Genomic DNA, 4,936 nt, shown 5'->3' on the forward strand with positions numbered 1-4,936 from the left:
CAATAGGCAAAAGAAATCCGCTCGCCCAAACGACGCCAAAATGTCTTGACACTGATTCCCGGAAATGCGATTCTCGACCTGCTAAGAATACGAGAGAGGCCTTCCCAGACAGAGATGTTTAGGTGGGCTTTTTTCTTGTGCGGTGTCTAGTCTCCGTTTCTACTTCCTTGACTGTTTGAACGTCTCATAAAGACGATCCAAATTGTTCGAAATCCATTCACCAAATGGCTTCGCATCCTTTTCTGTCAGGTCGAGCGAAAAACCCTTAGGCTTTGGCCTACTCGTTACGCTGACCAACTTGTCATCGGGAATCCAGGCCCCCTGATCAATCACACGCTTCGGTGCCTTCTGCCTTTTTGATGACTTGATGTGATTGAGAAGGAGGCTAAAGCCTTCTTGGGTGCTTGCTTGGAAGTCCTTGGACCCAATAAACTCTACTGCTTTGGTTGCATTGCCTGTGATCTGCACAAGCTTCTTCAGCTCCTCCCAGCGATCCCGACCCACGCCCTTCGCGGCACCTACCGCATCCAAAACAATCGCCGGCACCGTGTCGACGACAGAGACCATTCTGGATAGGAGTGTATCATCAATGGTCAGAGCGGACTTCACCGTCTCCTTTGTCATCCCACTGTCCATGAGTTTGCGTGCAAACAACGCTTTCTCGATAAACGAAAGATCCGCTCTTGCGGTATTTTCCTGGCCTTGCGCCAGCACATGTTCGATATCAGCCAGCGGCTTTATGATCGCGCGAACTTTGAATCCAAGCTCTCTTGCGACCTTTGCCCGTCTGTGACCGAACACGATCATATACCGTCTAGGATCATCCGGATGGGGACGCACTAGAATAGGCGTAGACTGTCCCGAGTGGCGAATTGCTTCCCTCAATTCTAGATAAGCCTCATCATCCTCCCCAATTCGATCGGTAATGAAGGAACCATCGAGGCTGCTGGGATCAAGCGAAACGACAGTTTCTCCGTCCAGCATCCGAATAGAATTTTCAGCAAGTTCATCAAGTGACTGCATCATTGAACGGGACGCCCCACGCTTGGCGTATTCGGATCGGGCGCCCGACAGTGAATGCGCCTGTTGGTCCTCGACCAAGGAAGCAGTTATGCTTGCTAAAAGGTCCTTTCTAGCCATCATTGCCTCCAAAATTCGACCCTAGCGTGTTGAAATAACGCGCAAAATTGCCGTTCTGCACGGCTGTCAAAATCATCATTTGCGACCCCATGCCTTATGAACTAGGGAAACGATCTCCGAATTGACCAGATTCAGGCTTTCTATTGCCCGCTCGTAGGTTGAACGCGTGAACTGACTCTTTTCGACTTCATAAAGGGTCTGCTTGGTAATCCCCGCATCCGAAACAGCGGTTGACTTCAGCATTTGGCTTTTGAGCATTCGTTTGTTGAAAAGTGCCTGCAGAAAACCAACCATCTGGGCCTGCGGCCCATCTGTCGGCTCATAGCGGGTTACAAGATAGCGAAACCATTTCAGCCGAACGGCAGCGCCAGCACCCTTGATTGACTGAAGTATTCCGCCAAGCATCAGCAGAAACTGTGACATCGACATCACATCCAGCATCTGCGGGTGCACGGTGATCAAAACAGAAGTTGACGCCGTAAGCGATGTCAGCGTCAGATATCCAAGCTGTGGTGGACAATCAATAACAACGACATCATAGTGATCATCAACCTCCTTCAACGCCGAGGAAATGCGGGTGAAGAAAAGCCGCCCCTCCGGTGAACTCTTATTCGAGGCCGCCAGTGGGGTCTCATATTCATATTCCTGCAATTCCAGATTTGCTGGAACGATATCCAAGCCCGGAAAATTGGTAGGGCGAATGATGTCCCGGATCGATTTTCTATGTTCGTCGTAGCGCAGCGCTTCGTACAATGATGGATTTTTATCCAGCTCAGGTTGTATCCCGTGCAAAGCTGATAACGACGCCTGGGGATCAAGGTCGATTGCCAAGACACGGTGGCCGGTCAATGCGAGATACTGGGCGAGATGCGCAGCGGTGGTGGTTTTGCCGGAACCACCTTTAAAATTCACCACAGAGATAACCTGAAGTGCTTCGCCTAGCCGACGATGCGGGACATAGCGTTTAAAGTCCGAGCGGCCATGCTTGTCGAGATACTGCCTCAGCTCAAGCATCTGCTGGGCTGTATACGAGCGCCGGCCAGAACAAGACACTTCAGGAGCGGGGCCCTTCCCCTCCAAATGCAGTTTCTTGATATGGTTTTGTGTCACGCCAAGAAATTCAGCTACTTCCGCAGATGAAAATTGCCGTAGGCTTTTGAGCGCATTAGGAGGATACTGCTCCAGACGCAACATGTTCAATTTATCCGAGATGAGCTCTCCTTGTTCGAGAATCTCCTCATCAAAATCGAACTGAATTTCGTGATCGGGCAGTAAGTTCATATTTGGTAATTTCCGGAATAACGCTTTTCTCAAGCGATGCGCTTATGAAGCGTGATTAATGCCCGATTCGGAAATAACAGCAAGATTTTTTTGGTTAACAATACCTTAACAATCAATTTTCGTCATTTGGTAATGCAACTATATATCTCATCAGATCAAACGAGAGATTGGTAAGTTCATCCGCCTGATCGCCTGCTAAACCATTGGTGGTGTTTGATTTTTTCATGTTCTGCACGGCTGTCAATTTCTGCGATTAGATGCTCGATACCTCGTTTCTTGATGCAAAAGCATGTTAGCTCCACTGAAATAGTGATGGTCCTAAAGTCAAAAAACTTCCAAAATACCTTTAACTTGCAGAACTAGGCCATACCCTGGTGCACTTAGGTTCTAAAACTACGCTGTGCGCAGTCCCGCGAGCCCTTCCGGATTGGCCCCGCTTCAACCGTGAAGGCGTACAGCAATATCAAGCCATATTGATTAGAACGCCCTTGCTCTTCCTATTATCCCGATATCTACGATGGTCTAGGACTGATCGATGAGACCTTCTTCGATCCCAGATTTTAATGATGCATTATTTTCATAAGAATGGAATGAAGCACCTAGGAGTAAATTCTGTATTCTCCCATACATCTCTGATCGCGTCTGCCGGCAGAACGGCATTGTTCTACGCCTGATCAAAAAATGCCCCAGACAACACGTGGCTAAACGGGTGACCAAATCACTGAGGAGGCGACTGTCAAACGCTTCCACTTCCACGAGTATGGCCAATTGCGTCGACACCTCTCTGACCTCATTGCTTCCTGCAACTTCGCTTATCGCCTCAAGACACTTCGAGGGCTCTCGCCATACGAAGTCACCTGCAAACGATGGACTTCTAAGCCCAGTCGTTTCATCATTGACCCAACCCATCAATTCCTGGGACTGAACATCGCCGTCCTGCATTGTAGCGCACTTCTTCAATCGGCCGCTTCATTCCTATCTGATGTGCTGAAATGCGTATACTCTCGTCTTAACAGGGCTCAATGTGGCTCTCTGACACCACTCTACCAGTTGCCATCTTGATGGCACACGTTGTCCTTGCTATATATTCGAGAAAGGAGACTTCTTATGGCCGAACCTCAATTATCAGTACGCAGTGCCAGAGCTCGCGATATCGCGCATCGGCTTGCCAGGCGCGAAAACCGCTCGATTGCTGATATCGTTGAGCGTGCCCTCGAATCTTACGAAGTTCGAGAAGCTGGTCGCGAGCCGGCAATAGCGTTCTATACACGAATCTCCACGACCTATGGCAGCGAAGTCGACCTTGAGGGCCTGATCCGCGAGAATCGTAGATTTCATTCAGGACCTGAACTGTGATCTTTCTGGATACCAATGTGATTTCCGAAACGCTGAAGAAGTCGCCAGATCCAGCGGTTATCGCTTGGTTGGTACGCCATGATGCGGAACTTGCTTTGCCAACGGTAACGATCGCTGAAATTGCATACGGCATTCAGAGAATTCGACCAGACCAAAGGGCTGAGCGTTTGGAGCAAGGTCTTTCAGACTGGCGGCGGCGGTTCGCTGATCGGATATTTGGACTGACCGAAGAAGCGGCTCTTTCCTACGGCCAAATAATGGGCATTGCCAGCCAGCAGGGGCGAGGGATGTCGGCACCAGACGGCATGATTGCTGCTATTGCGCGCATCAATGGTGGCCGCCTTGCCACACGCAACACAGTCGATTTTGCTACGACGGGCCTCGAACTAATTTCCCCCTGGGAGTTCTGAAGCGTTGTCACAAACGCGCAAACGGGGGAGGGACGTCTCCTGCACCCGAGCCCTGAACTTTGTTGGACGGATACGGCGCGGACGCGCAACCTACCGGCCTAAAATAATAACAACGAAGCGCCAATCACTATTCGGGAAATGGCGGTCATCGATCTGTGAAACATCCGCCCAAAGAACGGAGAGTTCACCACGGGACCACCACTGTCGGCTTGGAGTTGTATAATTTGCCAAGAATGCAACTCGCAGCTTTGTGCTGAGCAAACACTAAATGATGCCGGGTAATGACGAGTGTCGCGAAACGTCGAACGATCGGTCAGTGCTCATGACGAGAGCGATCCGCCTCATTGGGAAGGCTCCCGAGCAATCGCCCAGATTTTTGAAGCCTTGCCTTTCAAAGGACGCCAAGGATAGTGCAAAGCGCAATCGCGTATCATGGCTACGAAGCGAATAAGCAGACGCTGTTTCAACGCGACGTGAGCAAAGACGCGCCGGTTGTTTCCAGAGCTATCGCAATCTTTTGAATGTTGTCCAGAGAAACATTTCGCTTTTCTCGTTCAATTCCACTGAGATAAGCTTGAGTCAAACCCGTTCGCAGAGCGACCTCTTCCTGAGTAATATCCAGCTCCGCCCGCCTGATGCGCATATTGCGAGCCAGAACTTTCCTTAGACCATTGTCACTACCGGATCAATACTCCCCAATAGTGCCGTTTGAATCTTCCCCAGGTGCTGCGGCCGCCGGTCTTCCGGGG

Annotated in this window: 5 protein-coding genes and 1 pseudogene; 3 read left to right on the forward strand and 3 right to left on the reverse strand. The window is 50.2% G+C overall.

The features are described from left to right. Nucleotides 1-159 precede the first annotated feature (159 nt). A complete protein-coding gene (gene repB / locus AC1Q5O_RS27175) occupies nucleotides 160-1,140 on the reverse strand; it encodes a plasmid partitioning protein RepB (protein WP_492567187.1) in 981 nt (326 codons plus the stop codon). Between the two features lie 75 nt (nucleotides 1,141-1,215). Then, a complete protein-coding gene (repA, locus tag AC1Q5O_RS27180; RefSeq protein WP_492567189.1) occupies nucleotides 1,216-2,421 on the reverse strand; it encodes a plasmid partitioning protein RepA in 1,206 nt (401 codons plus the stop codon). A gap of 723 nt (nucleotides 2,422-3,144) precedes the next feature. On the opposite strand from repA, the pseudogene AC1Q5O_RS27185 reads away from it, so the two are divergent. The 3 genes and pseudogenes from AC1Q5O_RS27185 to AC1Q5O_RS27195 all read left to right on the forward strand — a co-directional run. Continuing rightward, a pseudogene (locus AC1Q5O_RS27185) lies at nucleotides 3,145-3,348 on the forward strand (IS481 family transposase); the annotation flags it as partial. A 180-nt stretch (nucleotides 3,349-3,528) separates the two neighbouring features. Beyond that, on the forward strand, nucleotides 3,529-3,777 hold the full coding sequence (locus tag AC1Q5O_RS27190; RefSeq protein WP_492567191.1) for a plasmid stabilization protein: 249 nt from the start codon (nucleotides 3,529-3,531) through the stop codon (nucleotides 3,775-3,777). Continuing rightward, a complete protein-coding gene (locus AC1Q5O_RS27195; RefSeq protein ID WP_492567193.1) occupies nucleotides 3,774-4,187 on the forward strand; it encodes a type II toxin-antitoxin system VapC family toxin in 414 nt (137 codons plus the stop codon). Before AC1Q5O_RS27190 ends, AC1Q5O_RS27195 begins: the two co-directional genes overlap by 4 nt. 463 nt (nucleotides 4,188-4,650) lie before the next feature. On the opposite strand, the gene AC1Q5O_RS27200 is transcribed toward AC1Q5O_RS27195, so the two are convergent. After that, nucleotides 4,651-4,830, reverse strand: coding sequence for a helix-turn-helix domain-containing protein (locus AC1Q5O_RS27200; RefSeq protein ID WP_492567195.1), 180 nt, complete (start codon nucleotides 4,828-4,830; stop codon nucleotides 4,651-4,653). Nucleotides 4,831-4,936: the final 106 nt, after the last annotated feature.

The sequence above is a fragment of the Phyllobacterium sp. MT110 genome (assembly GCF_058792715.1).